The organism is Pseudomonas sp. AC463 (genome assembly GCF_979253585.1).
Genome location: NZ_CEEDDZ010001262.1, coordinates 1 through 229 on the forward strand (window position 1 = coordinate 1; position 229 = coordinate 229).

Below are 229 nucleotides of genomic sequence, written 5' to 3' on the forward strand. Positions count from 1 at the left end.
GGTTCATCAAAAAGTAGAGCAAAAAGATATTGGCCATCAGGATCGGCAGCGCACTCGGGATCTGGGCCCGAATCACGGCGTTCTTGTCGGGCAGTTCCAGCAGCGCGGCCGGCACGATATTGAAGTTGGCCGCCATCGGCGTCATCAGGGTACCGCAATATGCGCTGAACATGCCGATCGCCGCCATCACGGCGGGGTTGGCGCCGTACACGCCCACCAGCACCGGGAT

1 protein-coding gene is annotated in these 229 nt (G+C 60.7%); it reads right to left on the reverse strand.

All coding sequences use genetic code 11. The annotated features are described in order from the left end of the window. On the reverse strand, positions 1 to 229 hold a 229-nt coding region (locus tag AC0IYH_RS34360), incomplete at both ends, for a 5-oxoproline transporter, DUF979 family subunit (RefSeq protein WP_471838975.1).